The following is a 21066-nucleotide window of genomic DNA, read 5'->3' as shown; positions in this document are numbered from 1 at the left end:
ATCTTTGCAGCTTAGTAACTTAAATAAAGAATGGCAAAAGTAGTATTAGAATGTTCGTTTTGTGGAAGAAAGAAGCCAGAAACTAATTTATTAATAGCTGGTATCAATGCACATATTTGTGATAAGTGTATTGAACAGGCACATGGAATTGTTTTAGAAGAATTAAAATCTAACGGAAGCGCGAAACTAGTTGGTGACTTAATTTTAAAGAAACCAAAAGAAATTAGAGCTTTCCTAGATCAATATGTTATTGGTCAAGACCAGACAAAAAAAGTAATGTCGGTTGCGGTTTACAACCACTACAAGCGTTTAATGCAACAGCAATTAGACGATGAAGTAGAGATCGAAAAAAGTAACATCATCATGGTTGGTCAGACAGGAACAGGAAAAACATTAGTAGCAAAAACTATTGCTAAAATGTTAGACGTTCCGTTGGCTATTGTTGACGCGACAGTATTAACAGAAGCTGGATATGTTGGAGAAGACGTTGAAAGTATTTTAACTCGTTTGCTTCAGGCTGCAGATTATGATGTAGCAAAAGCAGAAAGAGGAATCGTATTTATTGATGAAATTGATAAAATTGCCCGTAAGAGCGATAATCCATCAATTACTCGTGACGTTTCTGGAGAAGGTGTTCAGCAGGCATTATTGAAGTTATTGGAAGGAACAGTGGTAAACGTACCGCCAAAAGGTGGACGTAAACACCCGGATCAGAAATTTGTTGAGGTAAATACTCAAAATATCTTATTTATTGCTGGAGGTGCTTTTGATGGAGTAGAGCGTATTATTTCAAAACGTCTAAACCGTCAGGCAGTTGGTTACTCAACTTCTAAAAATGTTGATAATATAGATAAAGATAATTTATTGCAATATATCATTCCAAAAGACATTAAAGACTTTGGTTTGATTCCTGAGATTATTGGGCGTTTACCAGTTTTAACGCACATGGATCCTTTGGATAAAGCAACGCTTCGTGCAATTTTGACACAGCCTAAAAATGCGTTGATCAAACAATATCAGAAATTATTCTTAATGGATGATGTTGAGTTTACAATTACCGATGAAGCTTTAGATTTTATTGTGGATAAAGCGTTAGAGTACAAATTGGGTGCGCGTGGATTACGTTCTTTATGTGAAGCTATCTTAACAGATGCCATGTACGAACTGCCAACATCTGACGATATCAGTTTGACAATCGACAAAGAATATGCAGAACATACGTTAAGTAAAAATTTATTGAAACGTATGGAGATTGCTTCTTAACTTTAAAAATAGCTTTATCAAAATTTAAAACTTTGATAAAGTTCAATTATATAACCTGCTCATTTTTTTGAGCAGGTTTTTTTATACACTTTTTTAACCTTATTTTCGTTTGTGCTTTTGATTAAATATTTGATATGAAGAAAATGCTTTTTATAATTTGTTTGGCTTTTATTTTTTCTTGCAATAAAGAAAGCAATAGAATAGTTGTTTCTGAAAATAAGCATAAAAGTGAAGTGGCTTTATTAGAAAAACCTCGTGTTGAAGTTGATTACAACAATTATTATAAAGAAGCAGCATACTATTGTAAAGTCAATAATTTAAATCAAGATAAATTTATTTTGATTGACCTCGGATTACATTCTGGTTATAAACGATTTTTTGTTTACGATTTTGAAAAGAAAGAAGTTTCAAAATCATATATGGTGAGTCATGGTTGTGGAGATAATCAATGGGGAGGGACTTATTCTAAAGATAACGCAAAGACAAGTAACGAATTTGATTCGCATTGTTTTTCGGTTGGAAAATATGTTGTTTTGGATCGTGGCGTAAGTCAGTGGGGAATAAAGGTAAATTATGTTTTGCAAGGAAAAGAAAAAAGCAATTTTAATGCACGAAAACGTGCCATTGTTTTGCATTCTTGGGAAGAGGTGTCAGATGATGAAGTTTATCCAAAAGGAACGCCAGAGGGTTGGGGTTGTCCTGCAGTTTCAAACGAGAGCATGAGAGAAATCGATGAACTTTTGAAAGCCAATAAAAAAGTACTCCTTTGGATTGTTAAGTCTTAAAGTAATGCTGAAAAACAAAAGTTCTATTTTAGCCCTGATCGAAACGGCATCTCCCGATTTAGAAAAACAAGGCTTTTTAGCCGTAGTTTTTGTTTATCGGGAATACAGTGTAGAGAAGGACAAAATGTTCTGATGAAAATGAATTGATCTGTTTCTAAAAATTACTGCACTCTAAATTTTTCTCGATATTCAATTGGTTTCATGCCGACCATTTTATAAAACACTTTTCTAAATGCTTTTGGGTCGTTGTAGCCAGTTTTTTCTATAATTTCTGAAATAGAAAGCTGCGTTTGCTCTAGGTATTTCTTCGAACTTTCGACTCTAATATTCTGTAAATATTCTATAGGAGGAATTCCTGTCACTTGTTTGAAACGACGTGTCATGTTTCGGGCACTTGTTGGAATATCTTTTGTGATCTCTTCCAGTTTTTCAATAGAATGATACTGATTTTCTATTTTTTGCTGCAATAGAGCAACTAAAGAATCATTGTGTAAATGATTGGGTCTGAAGGTGCTGAAATAACTTTGTTTGTATCGGTTCAAATCGATTGAGAATATTTTAGCAATTTTGACCGCCATTTCGTTACCGCAGAATTTCTGAACCAAAAGAATCAATAGATGGAAGGTTGAAGTCGATCCTCCACTGGTATATAAACTTCCGTCAGCAGTCAAAGTTTCCTCAGGTTTTAATTTTACCATCGGAAAAGCTTTGGTAAAGGCGCTGCAAGCGTCAACATGTGTTGTGGCTAACTTTTCGTTCAATAAACCAGAAGCGGCAAACAAAAAAGCTCCTGTGCAAAAACTGGCTAATTCAGCTCCAGCCTTATGCTGTTTTTGAAGCCACGGAATAAAGCTTTTATTCTTTTTAATCATCTCGCTCATATTATCTGTTGTAAAAGCGGGAATTAAAATTAAGTCTAGAATAACTTCTGAAGTTTCAATAGCGTTGCTTTTATATCCAAACAAATTTCCCTGATCGTTTTGTTCTTGCGATTGAAAAATCATGATTTCAAATGGTTTTTCAGTTTCAGGAGTAAGTTTATTAGCAGTTTCGAATACCTCTAATATGGCTGCGATGCTTAGTAATTTATAATCGTGAGGTATGATTAATCCTAGTTTCGTGCTCATGATATTTTGGTTTTTTGGAATTTCAGTAAGATGCAAAAATAAGCAAATTGTCTCAAATGCCCCTAAAAATGACTTTTATTGGTATTTTTAAGTAATCTTAAAAAATTAAATTTGTTTTAATTAATTCGTAATTTTATAAAGATGAAAACAAAAATCTTCTTAAATCTTGCTGTAAAAGATTTAAACAGGGCAGTGTCTTTTTACAATGGACTTGGTTTTTCGACCAATCCAAAATTCTCAAATGAAAAAGGAGCTTGTTTGGTTATTGATGAAAATATATTTGTGATGATTTTGGTAGAAGAGTTTTATCAAACCTTTACCAAAAAACAAATTTGTGATTCAACAACAACTAGTGAAGCTCTTATTGCTATTTCTGTAGACACTAGAGAGCAGGTTGATGAAATGATGGACAAAGCGATTAAATCGGGTGGAACAGATTATAATCAGACAAATGATTATGGTTGGATGTATCAAAGAACTTTTCTAGATGTAGATGGTCATCACTGGGAAGTTTTCTTTATGGATGAAAGTCAGATTCCAGAGAACATGTAGTAATTAAGTAAGAACAAATCAAACAAAAAATAAAAAATGATAACAATAAAGAACACCGTTAATGCATCTCTTGATAAAGTTTGGAATTTTTGGAATACTCCAGAACATATTACAAAATGGAGCTTTGCCTCTCCTGATTGGCACACGCCTTATGCAGAAGCAGATTTGAGAGAAGGAGGAAAATTTAAATCGACTATGGCTGCGAAAGACGGAAGCATGAGTTTTGATTTTGGAGGTGAATTTACTTTAGTAAAGCCAAACGAAGCGTTATCTTATGTTTTGGGAGACGGAAGAAAGGTTGAAATCACTTTTACAGAAACGGCAGATGGTGTTGAAATTGTTGAAAGTTTTGACCCAGAAACACAAAATCCAGAAGAAATGCAGCGTGCTGGCTGGCAGGCGATTTTGGATAATTTTAAAAGTTACGTTGAAGCTAATTAATTTTAGGTTCATAGGCTCAAAGTAACAAAGGTTCAAAGATTACAAACTTAAAATTAGCTTACATCACTTATATGGTTTAAAAAAGAAATAAATATCTAACCCAACAAAAAAAAACAAAAAATGACAAAACAAATATGGTTGAATCTTCCTGTAAAGGATGTGGCAAAAGCGAAAGACTTTTTCTGGAAAATAGGTTTTTCGTTTAATGAACAGCATGATACGCCAAGTTCGACGTGCATGGTTGTAGGTGAAGGACATTTTGTGATAATGCTTTTTGAAGAAATGCTTTTTTCAAGTTTTTCTAAAAACAGCGTTACAGATACGAATTCAAGCTCTGAAGTCTTGATTTCTATCGACGCAGAAAGCAGAGAAGAAGTTGATGAATTAGCTGAAAAAGTCAAAGAAGCTGGCGGAAACGTTTTTGCTCCTCCTGCCGAAAGTCAGGGCTGGATGTACGGTTGCGGTTTTACCGATTTGGACGGTCATCGTTGGAATGTTTTATTTATGGATTTTAGTAAATTACCAGATTAAGATGGAAAAATTAGTGTTTAATATTGAGATAAGGGCTCCCAAAGAGAAGATTTGGAAAGTCTTATGGGACGATGAAACCTACAGAAAATGGACAAGCGTTTTTGCCGAAGGAAGTTATGCCGAATCGACTTGGAATGAAGGGGACAAAATTTATTTTTTAGGACCTGGCGGAGCAGATGGAATGAATAGTTTGATTGAAACTAAAATTCCGAATGAATATATGGCTTTTAAGCATCTTGGCGAAATCAAAGATCGTAAAGAAGTGCCACCAAATGCGGAAACTGAAAAATGGAGCGGTGCAATGGAAACTTACAAATTAACTCAAAAAGGAGATGTTGTAAATCTTCATGTTGAAGTAGATGTAATTGAAAAACATATTGATTATTTCAAAGATGCGTTCCCTAAAGCGGTGGAATTGATTAAAGAATTGTCTGAAAAGTAAATGAGAAGAAAAACAGATAATTAATAATTTATAATTAACAATTAAAAAAATAATATCATGGCAACAGCAGTAAATCCATATTTAATGTTTAACGGAACTTGCGAAGCAGCATTTCTGTTTTACAAATCAGTTTTTGGCGGAGATTTTCCGTATATCGGAAAATTTAAAGATGCTCCAGCGGAAGAAGGCGAAGTGCTTTCTGAAGAAGCTTTAAATCGAATCATGCATGTATCTCTTCCAATCGGAAGTAGTATTTTAATGGGAAGCGACACCCACCCACGATACGGAGATGTCGGTTTTGGAGATAACTTTTCTGTTTCTGTTAATGCAGAAAGCAGAGAAGATGCAGATAAAATCTTTAACGGACTTTCAGCTGGAGGAAAAGTAGAAATGCCATTGAATGACACTTTCTGGGGATCTTACTTTGGAATGTTTAAAGATAAATTCGGCATCAATTGGATGGTGAGTTTTGATAAAAATGAACCAATGAAATAATGTAAAAGTTACGTTATTTTAATAGTAGAGCATAATTGTTAAATTACTCTGAAAAGCACATGAAAATGTGCTTTTTCGTTTTAAAAAAACAAGGATTATTCTTTTTTATCAACGAGAGATTGCCGATTTTTGTCGCTTCAAAATCAAGAAAGAAAAATGGCAGCAGAAGACAAAGAAATAATTTTATTAAAAGTTTCTGGACACGATAAAATTGGAGTTACAGCAGGATTAACAGCTGTATTGGCAGCATACGACGCCAATATTTTAGATATCGGGCAGGCAGATATTCATGATACGCTTTCTTTAGGAATTTTGTTCGAAATTGCTGCAGGTTCTTCTTCGGCACCCGTTTTAAAAGATCTTTTGTTCAAAGCATATGAATTGGAAATTAAAGTAAAATTTATTCCGATTTCTATCGAAGATTATGAAACTTGGGTAAAATCACAATCAAAACAGCGTTACATCATCAATATTTTGGGAGAGACACTGGCGGCTTCACAACTATCTGCAGTTACACAAATATTGTCAGATCAAAATTTAAATATTGACTCTATTATCCGATTAACAGGAAGAACTTCTGTTGTAGAAAAGGAAGAATATCCGCGTTCTTGTATTCAATTATCTGTTACAGGCGAAATTGTCAACAAGATCATCATGACGGCAAGTTTTATGGAAATTTCCAGAACGCTAAACGTTGATATCTCTTTCCAAGAAGATAATATTTATAGAAGAAACCGCCGTTTGGTTTGCTTCGATATGGATTCGACTTTAATTCAAACCGAAGTAATCGATGAGCTTGCTGAATTGAATGGAGTTGGAGATCAAGTGCGAGCTATTACAGAATCGGCTATGAACGGTGAAATTGATTTCAACGAAAGCTTCAAAAAGCGCATGGCTCTTCTAGAAGGTTTAAGTGAAGAAGTTTTGCAAAATGTTGCTATCAATTTGCCGATTACACAAGGAGCCCATCGTTTGATGAAAGCCTTAAAATACTACGGCTATAAAACCGCAATTCTTTCTGGAGGATTTACTTATTTTGGAGAATATCTTCAAAAAGAATTAGGAATAGACTACGTTCACGCCAATCAATTAGAAATAAAAGATGGTAAGCTGACAGGTAAATATTTAGGTGACATTGTAGATGGTCAGAAAAAAGCAGAATTATTAAAAGCAATTGCAGAAAAAGAAGGAATTCATATTAATCAGACAATCGCGGTGGGAGATGGAGCAAACGATTTGCCAATGCTAAACTTAGCTGGTCTAGGGATTGCTTTCCATGCCAAACCAAAAGTTAAAGAAAGTGCTTCAACTTCAATTTCAAGTTTAGGTCTTGATGGTGTTTTGTATCTTTTAGGATATCACGATAGATATATTGATATGATGTAAAGTCTAGTTTGTCATTTCGATCATAGGTAGAAAGCACACTAGAAATTCGACAATCAAAATAAAAAAAAACAAACCTCAGTCTTTTAAAATAAAAGGTTGAGGTTTTTTATATGGGCATGTCCCTACGGGTCGGGCTATCCGTTCCAATCTTTTGTGGTGAACCCCACCACAAAAGGATTTCCACTTCTATCCCTCATGCGGGTTTAGTGGAATCATTAGTTTTGAAGTTGTAAGTAAGATTTGCATTTGAATTGCCTCTAGCTTTAGCTGGAGGAATAAAGGATGAAGATTAAAATTGGCTTTAGCTAAATTAACGGGTACGATAATTCGGCTAAAGCCAATAAATATTTAGAGACTCATTTAACCACTAACTAAAGTTAGTTGCAATTCAAGAATAATGTTTCTAAGAATTTTTGTAATTACTGATTTCTAGATTCCAACTCCTTCTTCATCTCTTTCAGATTTTTGAGATTTAGAAAAAGAATAGGCAATAACGCAACAGGAATAATATTCATAGCGCTAAATCCTTTCATAAAAACAATGAATGTGTTAAGAATGAATAACATAAAAAGAACAACGCAAAAAATAGTATTCACTGTTTTTAATGTCTTCTGATTTTTAATCAGTTCTTCGTTGCTCATTTCGCTAAATTTTGTGTCTTTCATTTTTATAAGTTGTTATTAGCACATTTCTTTCAATTGCTCCAAATAATCTCTCTGATTCGAAAGCCTCGGAATCTTATGCTGGCCTCCTAATTTGTCTCTTTCTTTCAGCCAATCATAAAATAAATTCTCTCGAGCAACATTAATCACCAAAGGATTTAAAGTCATATTATTGTAGCGTTTAGCTTCGTAATCTGAATTTAGAGTTTGAAGAGTTTCATCCAGCACTTTTTGGAAAAGGCCAACATCAGCGGGATGCTTCTTAAATTCAATCATCCATTCGTGAGCACCTTTTTCTTTATCATGCATAAAAATAGGAGCAACCGTATAATCGATAACTTCAGTTTGTGTTACTTGACAAGCTTTTGCAATAGCCTGATCGGTATTTTCTACCATTAATTCTTCGCCAAAAACATTGATATGATGTTTGGTTCTTCCCGTTACTCTAATTCTGTATGGATTTAAAGAAGTAAAACGAACCGTGTCGCCAATTAAATAACGCCACAAACCAGAATTTGTAGTGATAACAATAGCGTAATTTTTATTCAATTCAACATCGGCCAAGCGAACTACTTTTTGGTTTGGAGATCCAAAAGTGTCCATCGGAATAAATTCGTAGAAAATTCCGTAATCCAGCATTAATAATAAGTCGCTTGAATTATTCAAATCCTGAATTGCAAAAAAGCCTTCAGAAGCATTGTATATTTCGTAATATCTAAAATCCTTGCTTGGCAAAAGTTTTTTATACTGTTCTCTATAAGGAGAAAAACTTACGCCTCCGTGAAAGTAAACTTCCAGATTTGGCCAAAGTTCCAGTAGACTCTGTTTTCCTGTATTTTCAAGGACTTTATTCATTAAAACCAGCATCCAAGAAGGAACTCCTGCAAAACTGGTTACGTTTTCGTTTTTAGTTTCATTGATAATAGCGGCAATTTTCGTTTCCCATTCGCTCATTAGAGAAGTTTTGCTGCTTGGCGTACTGCTGAATTCAGCCCAAATAGGCATGTTTTCAATTAAAATAGCCGATAAATCTCCAAAGAAAGTATTATTGTTTTCGTAAATCTGAGAACTTCCTCCTAAACGAAGGCTTTTTCCTAGAAACAATTCAGAATCTTCATTATTATTTAGATAAAGACACAAAAGATCTTTACTGCCTTTGTAATGGCAATCCTCCAAAGCCTCATTACTTACAGGAATAAATTTACTTTTTGCATTTGTAGTACCGCTCGATTTGGCAAACCATTTAATAGGGCTTTCCCAAAAAACATTTTGTTCTCCCAAACGGGTACGTTCAATAAGTGGCTGTAATTCCTCGTAAGTTGCAATCGGAACTCTTTCAGCAAAGGTTTGATAGGAACTAATGGTAGAAAATTCATATTTTTTTCCAATAACCGTATTTTCAGATGCCGTCAATAAGTTATGCAATAATTCTTCCTGAACTTCATTTGGGTATTTTAAAAAAAGCTCGATTTGGTGAATCCTTTGTTTGAGGACCCAAGATGCAAACGAATTGATAATAGATAAAGGCATGAATCTGTTTTTTAGTTAACTAATTTTAGATTTTAAATCTTACAATCTGTGCAAAACAAAAAACTTAAAATTTGAATATCGATAGACAAATAGTAACTTTGTCTTCATATCAAAAATAATATTTTTTTGTAATAAACAATTCAATTTACGGTAAAGATTCTACCAAAAAAGTCGAATTTAACACAAAAAACTTTAAATCTTTTGAGAAGTTTAAATCAGCAATTATAAATAAAAAATTCAAATGCAATATCAAGGCGTACTGACAAAAATGCAAACCGAACTTGGGAGTCCAATTCAATATTATTTGGTTTTCGAGGATAGTTTCTTAAACATGAATCAATTATTAGATAAAGAAATTGAAATCAATTTTGTGGGTTGCCAATGTTTGAATTGCGGTAAAAAGAAAAAAATATACCGACAAGGTTTTTGTTATGAATGTTTTTATTCAAGTCCAGCTGTTGGAGATTGGATTATGAGGCCAGAATTGAGTACGGCACATTTGGGAATTGCAGACAGGGATTTAGAATATGAATCTAAAGTTCAGTTACAACCGCATATTGTATATTTGGCTTCGGCATGCGAGATAAAAGTAGGTGTTACTCGTAAAACTCAAGTTCCAACCAGATGGATCGATCAAGGCGCTTCTCAAGCGATTGCCATTGTTGAGGTTCCAAACCGTTATTTGGCAGGAATTACAGAGGTAGCATTAAAAGATCATTATACAGACAAAACCAATTGGAGAAAAATGCTTCAGAACTCTGTTGAGACTTTTGATCTGATTGCAGAGAAAGCCAAAATCGAAAGTTTAATTCCTGCAGAAGTCAAAGACTATTTTTACGCTCAAAAAAATGATGTTTACGAACTTCAATATCCAGTGTTAAGTTATCCTGCAAAAGTAAATAGTTTGAACTTGGATAAATCTCCTTCGTTCACTGGAAAATTGACAGGAATTAAAGGTCAGTATCTATTATTTGAAAACGGAACAGTTTTTAATGTACGTGGTTCCGAAGGTTATGTCGTCACAATAAACGTCTAGGTTTATCGGGAAGTTGTCGATGTTTTTTAGCTAACTGTCTATAAATTTGTTGATTACGTAATAATTTATTGTAAATTTATATCGCTTCCAAAAGCAAAAAAATGTGAATATTGATACATTTCGTTACAATTTTGTAACAAATGCTTATTGGAAGAATTTATTTTTAGAAGATAAAAGAAATTAGATTTGAGACCTGCTCTTAATGCTAGTTTTCTAAAATTAAATTGAGATTTATAATCCGTAAATTATTCCATAAATGAGTGTTTTAAACAAAATAAACGTACACAGGCGCAGCATAATGCGGAACCTAACGAAGAATGTTGGAAAAGCAAATATGCAGGACGATTTTATTTTGGTCGATAAGAGCGAAATCAAAAAAGTTTTAATCTGTAGGCCAAACGGAAGATTAGGAAATCTTTTATTGATTACCCCACTTGTACAAGAAGTGTCAGAAATGTTTCCAAATTGTAAAATTGATTTGTTTGTGAAAGGTACAGTGGCTCCTATTATTTTTGAAAATTACGATGTTGTTGATAAAATAATTCACTTGCCTAAAAAGCCATTTAAAAGTTTAGTGGAATACTCAAAGGTTTGGATTTCATTAAAAAAAGCACATTACGATTTAGCAATCAATGTTGATCAAAATTCTTCTTCGGGCCGATTAGCGGTTCAGTTTTCAAATGCCAAATACAAGTTTTTCGGAGATTCTGAAGAGGAATTAACAGAGCAGAAAAGCGATTTTGAACACATTGCAAAATACCCAGTTTATAATTTTAGAAATTATTTGTCAAAACTGAGATTACCAACAAACAGCAATAAAATAATTGCTCCTTTGGATCTTAAATTAACAATTTCTGAAATCACTGAAGGCAAAAAAATATTGAACGAACTTACTGATAATAACAAAAAAACGATTTGCATTTTTACCTACGCAACAGGAGCAAAATGTCTTTCAGAAGAGTGGTGGGAAAAGTTTTATTCAATGCTTACCGGAGAATATAAAGATTATAATATTATTGAAATTCTGCCTGTAGAAAATGTATCTCAAATTGGTTTTAAAGCACCAACATTTTATAGTAAAGACATAAGAGAAATAGGGGCTGTTATTACAAATGCTGATTTGTTTATTGGTGCCGACAGCGGAATTATGCATTTATCAAGCGCTGTACATACACCAACCATCGGGCTGTTTTCTGTTTCAAATTTGAAAAAATACGAGCCTTATGATAATTGCAGCATTGGTCTAGATGTTAATCTGTACACGAAAAAGGAATATATAAAAACAATAAATTCTATTTTGAATAACGGTCGATTAAGTAGCTATTCAAAAGCAATATAAAAACAAAAAATCCTGTTCATTCGAACAGGATTTTTTGTTTTTTAAGGAGCTAAGCTTCTTAGGTGCTGAGGTTCTAAGTTTTTCTAAAGAAAAAAACTTAGAACCTTAGAGGCTTAGCATCTCAGTACCTTTTTATGGATTCTTTTTCTTAAACAATCCGTTCAATAAATCACTAGCTTTTTTAGTTACTTCTTGAGTTTTCTGCTCTTTTTCAGTTTTAGCAGCCTGAGTTGTATCTTTAGCTTTAGTGTTTTTGTTGATCAAATCGGTAAGTGCTGAGGTTCCTTTTTGAGTCAGTTTTTCTTTCTGCTGATTTACCAATTGTGTTGTCAAATTGCTCACAGCAGTTTTCATATCGGTACTGATTTTAGGATTTGAGAAATTACCTGTCAAAGAAGCATTGATTGGAATATTATCTAGTTTTGCAGCATCTGCAGGAGACATTTTTGCAATTAAGTTGTTAGCTTCGGTTCCCAAATATTTAGCAGGAACATCAAATTTTAGAGTATAATTCATAGTTTGATCGAAACCATGAGTTCCTCCAACCGTTACTTTAATATCTTGGTATTTAATGTCAAAAGGTTTAACATTTACTTTTCCATTGTCAAAAGTTAAAGCAGCTTTAATGTCATTCAGATTCACTTTATTTAAATCAAGAAACTTTACATTAGAACTTAATGCAGTAAGTAAAGTAGAGTTACTCGAGTTTACTGTAGTAGACAGTAATTGACCAATTAAATCTCCTGAAATTGATTTAAGATCTGGAGTAAATTCTTTTGCATCCAAATTACCATTCAGTTTGATTGTTGAATTCAGTTTCCCGTTAATGATTCCAGCAATAGGCGCAATTTTTTTCATCATATCCAACTGCGTAAATGTCTGTGCAATATCAACTTGATTAAAACCTAAATTCATATCAAAAGTTGGCACTTTTTCTTTTGTAGAAACTGCTCCGTTAAGACCAATTGATCCTCCGAAAATATTTGTTTTAAAGTTTTCAAGAGTTGCTTTTTCGTCTTTAATAAGCAGTCTTCCAGAAACATCTTTTAGTTTTAAATTATCATATAAAACCGTTGTTGCTTTTGCATTTAATGTACAATTCAAGAAAGCAGGAATCTTCATTGCATCGGCTGGTTTTGCAGGAGTTTTTGTTTCTTCTTTTGCAGATTCGCCAGCAGTCATAAAATCATCAACAGCCAATTGGTTTGAACTCATATTGAAGTTTCCTTTTAGTTCTTGTTTCTTAAACATAAAACCATAGAAATTCTCTAAAACACCGTTAATGCTGATATCACTTTTACCAGTCGTAGCATCAAATTGTTTTAAGTTAATTTTGCTCGGATTAAATTCAACCATCGCTGTGCTAATGTTCATCGATTTGTTGTTTTCGTCAGTATATTTAAATCCTGACAAGCTCATCGTACCAGCATTTTTGATGTTTTGATATTGGCTTTTTTCTACAGAAGCCATGTCAAAATTGGTAGTAACATCAGCTTTTAAAATACCAGCCAAAGGTTTATCCATTTTAATTGGATATGCTTTTGAAAGATTAGCCAAGTTGATCGTTCCTTTTAAAGCCGCATCGATAATAGGATTTACCGTTATGTTTTTAATATTCGCTTTAGCGTTAAAAACATCCTGATCGATTCTAAAAGATAACTTATCTAGGTTGACATAAGTATCATTTAAAATTCCAGTTTCGTTAATGATTTTTGTATCAATTACAATATTTTGAACCGATTTTGGTAGATTCGGATATTGGAAAGAAGCATTATTGGACGCAATTTCAACATTAAATTTCGGAACGGTTGTATCTGTAAGTTCTCCTTTTGCAAAACCGTTTACAGTAAAATCTCCAGTAGTTTTTACACCATCTAAACCTGCGGCATAAGCCGAAGGAATTAAACCTAAGAAATTGGTAAAAGAAGAAGTAGGAGTTTTAAACTTTAAATCGTAAATCTGCGCTTTCTCTGCCATTTGAATGAATCCATCAAATTCTAAAGGCAACTGATTGATTAAAGCTTTGTTTTCTTTAAAAGTATATTTGCTTTTTTCTAAATCAATTCCAAGAACAGCGTCTAAAGTTAGTTTTACATTTTTCATGTAATTTATTTTATCCATGTCCAATGAAACTTTTGCAGTAGATTTTGTAGTTAAATCTAGTTTAGAATTGGTAAAATCTCCAGTTCCTTCGTGATTTAAACTGTCAATTACCATTTTAATTTTAGAACCTTGATCGATGTATCTAAAAGTAAAATTTTCGATTTTATAGTTTTGAATTTTTAATGCAAGTGGTTTGCTTGCTTCGTCTTTCTTCTCTTCTTTTTTGTCTTTTAGAGCAATATCGAAGTTTCCAACACCATCTTTATTAAAAATAATGTTTACTAATCCGTTGGTAGAACTAATTCCCTGAATGCTTAAAGGCTCTTCTTTTCCTTTGAAAAGTTCTTTAATGCTCATTTTTAAATTCAATTCTCCAAGAGAAACCAAAGTGTCGCCTTCAAAAGGAGCTTTGTTAATGATAACTAATTTCTCGATTCCAACTGTAGCGTTTGGAAAATTTTTAAATAAACTTAAATCGGCATCAGTAAAACTTACTTTGGCATCAACACTTTCGTTGATAGCTTCGACGATTTTTGACTTGATCTGGTCTTTAAACAAAAATGGAATGGCAAATAATGCAGCAACAAATACCACAAGAACTATGGCACTTATTTTTAAAACTTTTTTTAGCATATAAATAGATTTGAGGGTTTACATCTTAAAATCGACTCCTGCAAAAATAGCTTTTTTTACTAGAGTTTGAAGATAAAGTTTTCTTAATTTTGTAAGAAATTTATTAAAATTGTTAAATAAAAAAAATCCGTTGAGAACTATTTTCAAAACGGATTTTTTAGGGTGTTTATTTTATTATTTCTGAATAAATGAAACTATTTTTTCAACCAGGATTTCAGAAATAGGAAGTGTTTCATTATTGTAACTGGCCAAATTATCTTCCTGGTTGCCGTCAATAATCTTCATAATATGATTCATCTTATCAATAATCTGTAAATCTGCATTTTTGTTGGCTTGCTTTAAATTTTCGGCATCTTTTACAGCAATCTGAATGTCATTATTTCCCTGTACTATTAAAACAGGAATTGTAAGTTTTTGTATTTCCGTCTGAGGATTGTATTTGAACCAAGAAATCAGATAAGGTTGAATGCTGGGTCTAAAAAGAGAATTCAGCATCGGATCGACTTTTTTTACCTCAAATCCGTTTTTTAAACTATCAATAATAGGGAAGGTCAAGTCATTAAGTGGTTTCATTGACTTGGCACCAATTTGAGTTTTTAAAATCTGATCTGCCGGTTCGCCTGCGCCTGCGATCGAAATAAATTTGTCTGCTTTTCCACTGGCAACCATGCCGATTAAAGAACCTTCGCTGTGACCGATTATAATTATTTTAGAAAAACGTTTATCCTGTTTTAAATAATTAATCCAGCTTTTTGCATCTTGAATGTAGTTTTCAAAAACAAGACTACTTTCAGATCCACCGGCAGCTTTACTTTCTCCGATTGCTCTTTTGTCGTATCGTAATGACGCAATTCCGTTTTTTGCCAAAGCTTCTGCCAGCATTTTTAAAGAATTGTTTTTCATCATTGGATTATTTCCGTTTCGGTCAGTTGGGCCAGAACCGGCAATGATTAAAGCAACTGGAAATTTTTTGGTCAAATCTGGCGTCGTCAGTGTACCAAAAATCTGATCGTTATTTATTTTTAATATAGCTGGTATTTCCTTAAACGTGATTTCTTTTTGGGTTTGAGCATTTAAGAAACTCCAAAACAAAACCGTTAGAAAAAGAATTACTTTATTCATCTTTTAACTCAATTAATAAATATTGATTCCGTAAGGCAAAATTGCTTGTACTCCTTTTTGTTTTTGAAATTTCTTTACCTGTTCAATAAGAAGATAGTTTTCTTCTCCTATTTCTTCTTTAATGAAAGCTTCTTTCGATTTTGCAAAAGGAAGATTGCCCAATAGATCGTTTAACGTTTTCTCGTATTCAGGATAATTCTGAGTGCTGTATTTTTTTAATTTAGCGATTTTGGCAGCTTCAGCAATTGCATCATTTAGTCCTCCAATTTTATCCACTAAGCCAATTTTTAAAGCTTCAGTTCCAGACCAAACCCTTCCTTGAGCAATAGAATCTACTTGAGCAAAAGTCATTTTACGGCCTTCAGCAACATGTTTTACAAAAGTGTTATAGATTTTTTCAACGCCTTCTAAGGTAAAAGCCTTAAATTTCTCATCAACTGGTAAAAACGGACTGTAATTTGCAGAATTCTCATGTGTTTTAACCTGCTCAGAATTAATTCCTAATTTATTAGCCAAAGGGCTGAAATTTGGCAGCATTCCGAAAACTCCAATAGATCCTGTAATTGTATTGTTTTCAGCAAATATTTTATTAGCGTTGCAAGCAATATAATAACCGCCAGAAGCAGCATAATTACCCATCGAAACTATAACAGGCTTAACTTTTTTTGTAATTTCGATTTCTCTCCAAATTAAATCAGAAGTTAGAGCGCTTCCACCAGGACTGTCAATTCTAAGAACAATTGCTTTAACATCGTCATTTTTTCTCGCTTCTTGCAAAGAGCGTCTCATTGAGCCTTCGCCAATAGTATTTACATCTCCTTCGCCGCTTCCGATTTCGCCTTGAGCATAAATAATAGCAATCTGATCTGATGCTGTATTTGCTAATGCTGTTGTTAAGTGATTTTGAGTATAATCTGAGATCGAAATTTTATTGTAATCCTCGTCTTTGTCTACTTTCAGGGCTTTTCTAATAGCATCATGATAAACATCTTCATAAGCAATAATATCAACCAAATGCTGTTGTTTCGCCATTTCTGGAGTTCTTGCCAAAAGTCCGTTTGCAATTTCGTTTAATTTAGGCAACGGAATATTTCTGCTTTTTGAAATATCAGCAGAAACGGTAGACCAAATAGAATTTAAAAGTGCAGTGATTTGTTCTCTATTGGCATCGCTCATTTTGTTTTCTAAGAAAGGCTCAACGGCACTTTTATATTTTCCGTGACGAATGACTTCCATGTGAATTCCTGATTTATCCTGAAAATCTTTAAAAAACATAATTTCAGAAGAAAGACCTTTAAAATCAAGATCTCCCGCTGGATTTATATAAATAGTGTTGGCAATAGAATTTAAATAATATTCTTTTTGCGAATAAGTATTAGCATAAGCCCAAACAAACTTCCCTGATTTTTTAAAACTTTCTAATGCATTTCTTAAGTCTTTGTATTGTGCAAGACCAAGGGAAGATTCATCGTTTAAAATCGAAATACCTTTAATATTGTCGTCTGTTTTTGCAGCTTCAATTGCATTGATAACATCGGTCAAGCCAATGCCTTTTTTGTCCGAAAAGACAGTTACCCAAGGATCTTTATATTTTCCTGCGTAATCGTTTTTAATTTCTTTTAGATTGAATTCAATAACAGAATCTGACTTGACAGAAACGGAGTCGTCTCCACCAAAAATGGCTCCAATAAAGATCACTCCAAAAAAGAAGAGCATAATAAATACAAAAATGCCAATAACTGTGGCAATTACATTTCCTAAAAACTTCATATGTATATTTTTTTAATAAGTAGCGAAAAAGAGTAAAATGTTACAAATTAGACTTCTAAATTATGAATAAGATTTGAGACGTCGTTTCACAAATATATTGGTTAATTCTAAAATAGTTTTAGTTAATTTGCATTAATTATGAAATTACAGCATCAAGTCGTTTTATCGATAGGCAGCAACCAAGGCAGCAGACTAGAAAACATTCAAAAATGTATTGATTTAATACACGAAAATGTAGGGACTGTTATTCAGGTTTCAAAACTTTATGAGACTCCTGCATGGGGTTTTGAGAGTGATGCTTTTTATAATTGTGCGCTATTGCTTCACACCAATTCATCGGCCCAAAAAATACTCAATCAAGTTTTAAAAGTTGAAAAAGAACTTGGAAGAATTCGGTTGAACCAAGAAGGTTACCAATCAAGAATTATAGATGTTGATTTAATCGCTTTTGATAATGAAATAATTAATACGGAAAAACTTCAGGTTCCGCATCCGTTAATGCAGAATAGAAATTTCGTTTTGCTGCCAATGCAGGACTTAATGCTAAATTGGAAACACCCGATTTTACAGAAAACAATTTCCGAACTGATCGCGGTTACGCCAGATGAAAGCGTATGCACGGTTGTTCAGGATTTGAAAAGCCCAATTAGTGAAATTCCAATCAATCAATTCAATTATGTTGCTTTTGAGGGAAATATTGGAGCAGGAAAAACGACTTTGGTGCACAAAATTGCAGAAGATTTTAACGGAAAAACAGTTTTAGAAAGATTTGCTGATAATCCGTTTTTGCCAAAGTTTTATAAAGATCAGAACCGATATGCATTTCCTTTAGAAATGTCTTTTCTAGCCGATCGTTATCAACAGTTGGCAGATGATTTGGCGCAGTTTGATTTGTTTAAAGATTTTATAGTTGCAGATTATCATATTTTTAAGTCACTAATTTTTGCAAAGATAACGCTTGCTGAGGATGAATATCGTTTGTATAGAAACTTATTCGATATTATTTACAAAGAAATGCCAAAACCAGATTTGTATATTTATTTGTATCAAAACACCGATCGTCTTTTGCAAAACATCAAAAAACGCGGACGGGTTTATGAACAGAATATTGAAGCTGCGTATTTAGAAAAAATCAATAACGGTTACTTGGAATATATAAAATCCCAAACTGATTTGAATGTTTTAATCATTGATGTTTCAGATCGTGATTTTGTGAAAAAACACGAAGACTACCTTTATATATTAAATGAAATAAAAAAGAAAACGGCTTCTTAAACTTTAGATTATTCCGAGCTGTTTTTTAAGTTTTGCTGATAGTTTTTCCTGAACAAGACGATAAGACTGCTGAATGTATGTTTCCCATTCTGATTTTTTCATTCGAGTAATATCATCAATTAAAACCCATTTGTATTTAGCCACATAGGGCGCTGGTTTAAATCCGGGTTTATTGCTTATTTCTTCAAATTCTTCATCTGAAACTTTAAACGAAGCCGATGTGGGATTTTGGTCAAGTCCAATAACACAATACATTTTTGAGCCTACCGAGAATACAAGGTCGTGTTCCCATTTTATATCTTCAGTTGTGCCAGTTAGTTTTTGACAGATTTCTCGAATGGTTTCTATATTCATGCTATCTTTTTAGTGTAAAGTGACCTCTTAAAACCGGCATTGAATCATCGACTTTTAAAGCATACCAATAATCAGATGCAGGAAGCGGAACTTGATTTAAGGTGCCATCCCAGCTCATTTTGAAACGGCTTAATTGCGCTACTAGTTTTCCGTAGCGATCAAAAATAGTAGCTACAGCTTGCGGATAATTTTCCATTCCAGTTACTTCCCAGATATCATTGTAGGTGTCATTATTTGGCGTAAAGAACGGAGGGAAAACAAGTACTACAAATTGTTTTTCAGTTTCGCCGCATCCACTTTTTTCTCGTGCATAAGCAGTTTGTAATCCGCCAGGTACATCGTAAAAAATAGTTGAATCTTGATAATTAATACCATCAACAGAATACTCAAAATAATCTTCTTCTTTTAAAGGGTAAATGATGGCTCTTGTTCCTTCAACATCCACACGGGCAATTTGAGGGACCATATGTTCTTCAACCGTAATTGTTTTTGTATTCGAACAGCCTTCTGGACTTGTTACAAGTACGATGTATTTGCCTCCTTTGCTAACGGTAATTTGTTGAGTAGTTTCATTCGCATTTGACCATGAATAACTAATTCCAGAAATTCCTGCATCTAACGTTATAGATTGAAACTGGCATAAAGTCAAAGTCTCATTTGTAACAACTGGAGGTGTATATATTACAATGTTTACTGGAGTTCTAGTTGTATTTATGCATCCATTATTTGATGCTTCGGCATAATAAGTTGTATTGGATGAAATTGTTGGAGTTGTAAAAGTTGTTCCTTGAAAAACACTTGTTCCGTTAGTTGGCGAAGTAAACCAGTTTATAATTCCAATATTTGAAGTTGCTTTAATCGTTACAGTTCCTGGTCCACAGTTCGTATAGGTATCTTGTTCTGCAATTGGATCTGCAGGAGTTGCATATACATTTGCTTTTACTGATTTGCGATTGGATTCACAACCAGCATCAACAAAATAAGTTGTAGTTGAAGTTATTGTTGGGGTAGTGTAAGTTGGTCCAGTTGCCAATAAATTCCCTCCAACAAGAGCATCAAACCATCTAATTGTTGCTCCAGCATTTGCAGTTGCATTAAAGGTAAAACTTCCAAAATCACAAACTGGGGTTGGGTCAATAGCTGGAGTTGCTATAGGAATTGTGATTTTGGTACTAGCAGCAATTTCTAATGGAGCCTCACCTGGCATTCCTCCATATTCGACAATATATCCTTTTGGCTGATAAGCATCTCCAGGTGTAAGTGATCCAGAATTTGATAAGTCATTCCAAGAGCCTCTTATTCCTACACCGGGTTGTGTGATGTGCGCATAGTCTTCATCGCCTTGCTGATTTGGTTCTCCTGTATTCCAAAAAGCATAATTTGGTGTTGAGCCATTTGCATTTCCGTTCCAAAAAATAGTTCCGGTTTCTGGGCCCGTAACCCATTTCCAAATCCCCTCTGTTTCGGCATCACTTCCTCCAATCCATCCAGTTCCAGATGCTTGTTCGCCAATTAATTTGGCTTCATCAGCAGATAAGATAGTAGCTAAATAGCCTTGAAGACCATAGTAGGTGCTTGAAGCAGCTAAATCTCGCGCTTTTGTCCAAGTCACTCCTATATTGGGAATAAAGAGATAATAATGACCAGTAGAGGGTAAATAATTAGCTTGTCCAATTGTAATGGAAAATGTTCTTGTTCCATTAGCTGTTGCAGAAGAATTAGTAAATACAACATCTTTCACTGCTGAGACAAAATCGTCATAAGGAATTTCGGAAGCAGTTGTTCCAGACAACCTTAGTTTTCCAGAAGTAGCGTCCCAACTGGTTACAATATTGGGATGAAAGTTCTGATTTGTTAGTTCTAATCGATCAAAACCATTTGAATAACCAGACGAAATCTGGATGTAAAGCACTTGGGTTCCGTTTTCGGCACTATCATGATCAATTCTAAAGTCGGTTACAATGTTAATTGATGTCTGCGGGCAATAAAATTGGTCTCCCTGCGCAATAAGCTTAGGAGGATCGATTACAAAACTACTTTTCTCTTGTTTTTTTATTTTTGATTTTACGCTAGGTTTTGAGAAGTACGCATTTTTTTTGTTAAAAGTTTTTGTATTTTCACTCGCATTAGAAAAATTAAAACTTAAAACAGAAAATAAAAACAAAAAGGTTGCTAATTTGATATTCTTCATTCGCTAAAAATATCAATTAATTAAGAATA

19 protein-coding genes are annotated in these 21066 nt (G+C 33.6%); 11 read left to right on the top strand and 8 right to left on the bottom strand.

All coding sequences use genetic code 11. The annotated features are described in order from the left end of the window. The first annotated feature begins 30 nt into the window (after positions 1-30). Together clpX and AAYQ05_RS10115 are read left to right on the top strand one after the other, a co-directional pair. The gene (gene clpX / locus AAYQ05_RS10120) at positions 31-1263 is read left to right on the top strand and encodes an ATP-dependent Clp protease ATP-binding subunit ClpX (protein ID WP_343543080.1); all 1233 of its coding nucleotides are present in this window, start codon (positions 31-33) and stop codon (positions 1261-1263) included. A 134-nt stretch (positions 1264-1397) separates the two neighbouring features. Next, positions 1398-2048: a murein L,D-transpeptidase catalytic domain-containing protein gene (locus AAYQ05_RS10115; protein ID WP_343543079.1), complete on the top strand. Its 651-nt coding sequence runs from the start codon at positions 1398-1400 to the stop codon at positions 2046-2048. 161 nt (positions 2049-2209) lie between these two features. Here the strand turns inward: AAYQ05_RS10115 and AAYQ05_RS10110 are convergent, their stop codons facing one another. Beyond that, positions 2210-3175: a GlxA family transcriptional regulator gene (locus AAYQ05_RS10110; RefSeq protein ID WP_343543078.1), complete on the bottom strand. Its 966-nt coding sequence runs from the start codon at positions 3173-3175 to the stop codon at positions 2210-2212. 141 nt (positions 3176-3316) lie between these two features. Here AAYQ05_RS10110 and AAYQ05_RS10105 point away from each other — a divergent pair, with 141 nt between their 5' ends. From AAYQ05_RS10105 to serB, 6 genes are all read left to right on the top strand, one after another. After that, positions 3317-3727: a VOC family protein gene (locus AAYQ05_RS10105; RefSeq protein ID WP_343543076.1), complete on the top strand. Its 411-nt coding sequence runs from the start codon at positions 3317-3319 to the stop codon at positions 3725-3727. Positions 3728-3763: 36 nt separating this feature from the next. Beyond that, positions 3764-4168, top strand: a complete 405-nt coding sequence (locus tag AAYQ05_RS10100; protein WP_343543075.1) for an SRPBCC family protein — start codon at positions 3764-3766, stop codon at positions 4166-4168. 120 nt (positions 4169-4288) lie between these two features. Continuing rightward, on the top strand, positions 4289-4699 hold the full coding sequence (locus AAYQ05_RS10095; protein WP_177210886.1) for a VOC family protein: 411 nt from the start codon (positions 4289-4291) through the stop codon (positions 4697-4699). 1 nt (position 4700) lies between these two features. Continuing rightward, positions 4701-5141 carry an SRPBCC domain-containing protein gene (locus AAYQ05_RS10090; protein ID WP_343543073.1) on the top strand — a complete coding sequence of 147 codons (441 nt, stop codon included), beginning with the start codon at positions 4701-4703 and terminating at the stop codon, positions 5139-5141. 57 nt (positions 5142-5198) lie between these two features. Then, positions 5199-5636 (top strand): VOC family protein, encoded by a 438-nt coding sequence (locus AAYQ05_RS10085; RefSeq protein ID WP_343543072.1) that lies wholly within the window; start codon positions 5199-5201, stop codon positions 5634-5636. Between the two features lie 156 nt (positions 5637-5792). Next, positions 5793-7022 carry a phosphoserine phosphatase SerB gene (gene serB, locus AAYQ05_RS10080; RefSeq protein ID WP_343543071.1) on the top strand — a complete coding sequence of 410 codons (1230 nt, stop codon included), beginning with the start codon at positions 5793-5795 and terminating at the stop codon, positions 7020-7022. A 419-nt stretch (positions 7023-7441) separates the two neighbouring features. Here the strand turns inward: serB and AAYQ05_RS10075 are convergent, their stop codons facing one another. Together AAYQ05_RS10075 and AAYQ05_RS10070 are read right to left on the bottom strand one after the other, a co-directional pair. Beyond that, positions 7442-7687 carry a redox-active disulfide protein 2 gene (locus tag AAYQ05_RS10075; protein ID WP_343543069.1) on the bottom strand — a complete coding sequence of 82 codons (246 nt, stop codon included), beginning with the start codon at positions 7685-7687 and terminating at the stop codon, positions 7442-7444. A 15-nt stretch (positions 7688-7702) separates the two neighbouring features. Further along, positions 7703-9214 carry a GH3 auxin-responsive promoter family protein gene (locus tag AAYQ05_RS10070; protein ID WP_281631194.1) on the bottom strand — a complete coding sequence of 504 codons (1512 nt, stop codon included), beginning with the start codon at positions 9212-9214 and terminating at the stop codon, positions 7703-7705. Positions 9215-9455: 241 nt separating this feature from the next. Between AAYQ05_RS10070 and AAYQ05_RS10065 the strand changes: the two genes are divergently transcribed. Beyond that, positions 9456-10250 carry a DUF2797 domain-containing protein gene (locus AAYQ05_RS10065; RefSeq protein ID WP_343543068.1) on the top strand — a complete coding sequence of 265 codons (795 nt, stop codon included), beginning with the start codon at positions 9456-9458 and terminating at the stop codon, positions 10248-10250. A gap of 256 nt (positions 10251-10506) precedes the next feature. After that, complete coding sequence (locus AAYQ05_RS10060) at positions 10507-11589, top strand: glycosyltransferase family 9 protein (RefSeq protein ID WP_343543067.1); 1083 nt, start codon at positions 10507-10509, stop codon at positions 11587-11589. Positions 11590-11721: 132 nt separating this feature from the next. Here AAYQ05_RS10060 and AAYQ05_RS10055 read toward each other — a convergent pair whose 3' ends face one another. The 3 genes from AAYQ05_RS10055 to sppA form a co-directional block, all read right to left on the bottom strand. Beyond that, the gene (locus tag AAYQ05_RS10055) at positions 11722-14325 is read right to left on the bottom strand and encodes an AsmA-like C-terminal region-containing protein (protein WP_343543066.1); all 2604 of its coding nucleotides are present in this window, start codon (positions 14323-14325) and stop codon (positions 11722-11724) included. A gap of 174 nt (positions 14326-14499) precedes the next feature. Then, positions 14500-15447, bottom strand: a complete 948-nt coding sequence (locus AAYQ05_RS10050) for an alpha/beta hydrolase family protein (RefSeq protein WP_343543064.1) — start codon at positions 15445-15447, stop codon at positions 14500-14502. A 12-nt stretch (positions 15448-15459) separates the two neighbouring features. Next, positions 15460-17217, bottom strand: coding sequence for a signal peptide peptidase SppA (gene sppA / locus AAYQ05_RS10045; protein WP_343543062.1), 1758 nt, complete (start codon positions 17215-17217; stop codon positions 15460-15462). A 138-nt stretch (positions 17218-17355) separates the two neighbouring features. On the opposite strand from sppA, the gene folK reads away from it, so the two are divergent. Beyond that, a complete protein-coding gene (gene folK / locus AAYQ05_RS10040) occupies positions 17356-18492 on the top strand; it encodes a 2-amino-4-hydroxy-6-hydroxymethyldihydropteridine diphosphokinase (RefSeq protein WP_343543061.1) in 1137 nt (378 codons plus the stop codon). Between the two features lie 3 nt (positions 18493-18495). Here folK and AAYQ05_RS10035 read toward each other — a convergent pair whose 3' ends face one another. Then, positions 18496-18846: an MmcQ/YjbR family DNA-binding protein gene (locus AAYQ05_RS10035; RefSeq protein WP_343543059.1), complete on the bottom strand. Its 351-nt coding sequence runs from the start codon at positions 18844-18846 to the stop codon at positions 18496-18498. Position 18847: 1 nt separating this feature from the next. After that, entirely contained in the window at positions 18848-21037 is a 2190-nt protein-coding gene (locus tag AAYQ05_RS10030; protein ID WP_343543058.1) for an Ig-like domain-containing protein, read from the bottom strand. Positions 21038-21066: the final 29 nt, after the last annotated feature.

Origin of the sequence: Flavobacterium movens (assembly GCF_039581425.1) — a bacterium.
Lineage (GTDB): Bacteria > Bacteroidota > Bacteroidia > Flavobacteriales > Flavobacteriaceae > Flavobacterium > Flavobacterium luteolum.
The sequence above is the reverse complement of the archived record's forward strand: the minus strand, read 5'-3'. Positions and strand labels throughout refer to the sequence as shown.

Bases quoted from the DNA above. Each gene is read 5' to 3' on its own strand.
- clpX (WP_343543080.1), top strand. From the start codon at position 31: ATGGCAAAAGTAGTATTAGAATGTTCGTTTTGTGGAAGAAAGAAGCCA.
- AAYQ05_RS10115 (WP_343543079.1), top strand. From the start codon at position 1,398: ATGAAGAAAATGCTTTTTATAATTTGTTTGGCTTTTATTTTTTCTTGC.
- AAYQ05_RS10110 (WP_343543078.1), bottom strand. From the start codon at position 3,175: ATGAGCACGAAACTAGGATTAATCATACCTCACGATTATAAATTACTA.
- AAYQ05_RS10105 (WP_343543076.1), top strand. From the start codon at position 3,317: ATGAAAACAAAAATCTTCTTAAATCTTGCTGTAAAAGATTTAAACAGG.
- AAYQ05_RS10100 (WP_343543075.1), top strand. From the start codon at position 3,764: ATGATAACAATAAAGAACACCGTTAATGCATCTCTTGATAAAGTTTGG.
- AAYQ05_RS10095 (WP_177210886.1), top strand. From the start codon at position 4,289: ATGACAAAACAAATATGGTTGAATCTTCCTGTAAAGGATGTGGCAAAA.
- AAYQ05_RS10090 (WP_343543073.1), top strand. From the start codon at position 4,701: ATGGAAAAATTAGTGTTTAATATTGAGATAAGGGCTCCCAAAGAGAAG.
- AAYQ05_RS10085 (WP_343543072.1), top strand. From the start codon at position 5,199: ATGGCAACAGCAGTAAATCCATATTTAATGTTTAACGGAACTTGCGAA.
- serB (WP_343543071.1), top strand. From the start codon at position 5,793: ATGGCAGCAGAAGACAAAGAAATAATTTTATTAAAAGTTTCTGGACAC.
- AAYQ05_RS10075 (WP_343543069.1), bottom strand. From the start codon at position 7,687: ATGAAAGACACAAAATTTAGCGAAATGAGCAACGAAGAACTGATTAAA.
- AAYQ05_RS10070 (WP_281631194.1), bottom strand. From the start codon at position 9,214: ATGCCTTTATCTATTATCAATTCGTTTGCATCTTGGGTCCTCAAACAA.
- AAYQ05_RS10065 (WP_343543068.1), top strand. From the start codon at position 9,456: ATGCAATATCAAGGCGTACTGACAAAAATGCAAACCGAACTTGGGAGT.
- AAYQ05_RS10060 (WP_343543067.1), top strand. From the start codon at position 10,507: ATGAGTGTTTTAAACAAAATAAACGTACACAGGCGCAGCATAATGCGG.
- AAYQ05_RS10055 (WP_343543066.1), bottom strand. From the start codon at position 14,325: ATGCTAAAAAAAGTTTTAAAAATAAGTGCCATAGTTCTTGTGGTATTT.
- AAYQ05_RS10050 (WP_343543064.1), bottom strand. From the start codon at position 15,447: ATGAATAAAGTAATTCTTTTTCTAACGGTTTTGTTTTGGAGTTTCTTA.
- sppA (WP_343543062.1), bottom strand. From the start codon at position 17,217: ATGAAGTTTTTAGGAAATGTAATTGCCACAGTTATTGGCATTTTTGTA.
- folK (WP_343543061.1), top strand. From the start codon at position 17,356: ATGAAATTACAGCATCAAGTCGTTTTATCGATAGGCAGCAACCAAGGC.
- AAYQ05_RS10035 (WP_343543059.1), bottom strand. From the start codon at position 18,846: ATGAATATAGAAACCATTCGAGAAATCTGTCAAAAACTAACTGGCACA.
- AAYQ05_RS10030 (WP_343543058.1), bottom strand. From the start codon at position 21,037: ATGAAGAATATCAAATTAGCAACCTTTTTGTTTTTATTTTCTGTTTTA.